This window comes from Asticcacaulis sp. AC466 (assembly GCF_000495815.1).
Classification (GTDB): Bacteria; Pseudomonadota; Alphaproteobacteria; order Caulobacterales; family Caulobacteraceae; genus Asticcacaulis.
In genome coordinates this window covers 1-324 of sequence record NZ_AWGE01000065.1, presented here as the reverse complement: position 1 = coordinate 324, position 324 = coordinate 1, and the positions used below count along the sequence as shown (strand labels likewise).

1 protein-coding gene is annotated in these 324 nt (G+C 55.2%); it reads right to left on the bottom strand.

Translation table 11 applies throughout. From position 1 onward, the window contains the following. A partial coding sequence (locus AEAC466_RS45320) for a hypothetical protein (protein WP_035430618.1) occupies positions 1-324 on the bottom strand: 324 nt, incomplete at both ends.

Sequence of the window (324 nt, the reverse complement as noted above, 5' to 3'; positions counted from 1 at the left end):
TTTTTTCAAGCAGAAGACGGCATACGAGATGGTGAACTTGGTCAGGTGGTGACTGTCATCGACCGTGACACTGGCCGGGTTGATATTGGCGACGATGCCGTTGACGTAACGGCTGGCTTCGTTATTGCCGTTGGCCAGAACCGAGCCCTGGCTGACACCGTTGTAGAGGTAGTAGCCGGAACCCGGAATAGCGGTGCGCTGAATCGGGAAGGCCGTTGTATCCGTATAGGTGCGGCCGGTATAGTTGGGTGTCGCCACGTTAAGCGTATTGATGTTGACCGTACCGCGCGTGTAGGTCAGTTGATGGTTATCGACATCGCGTTC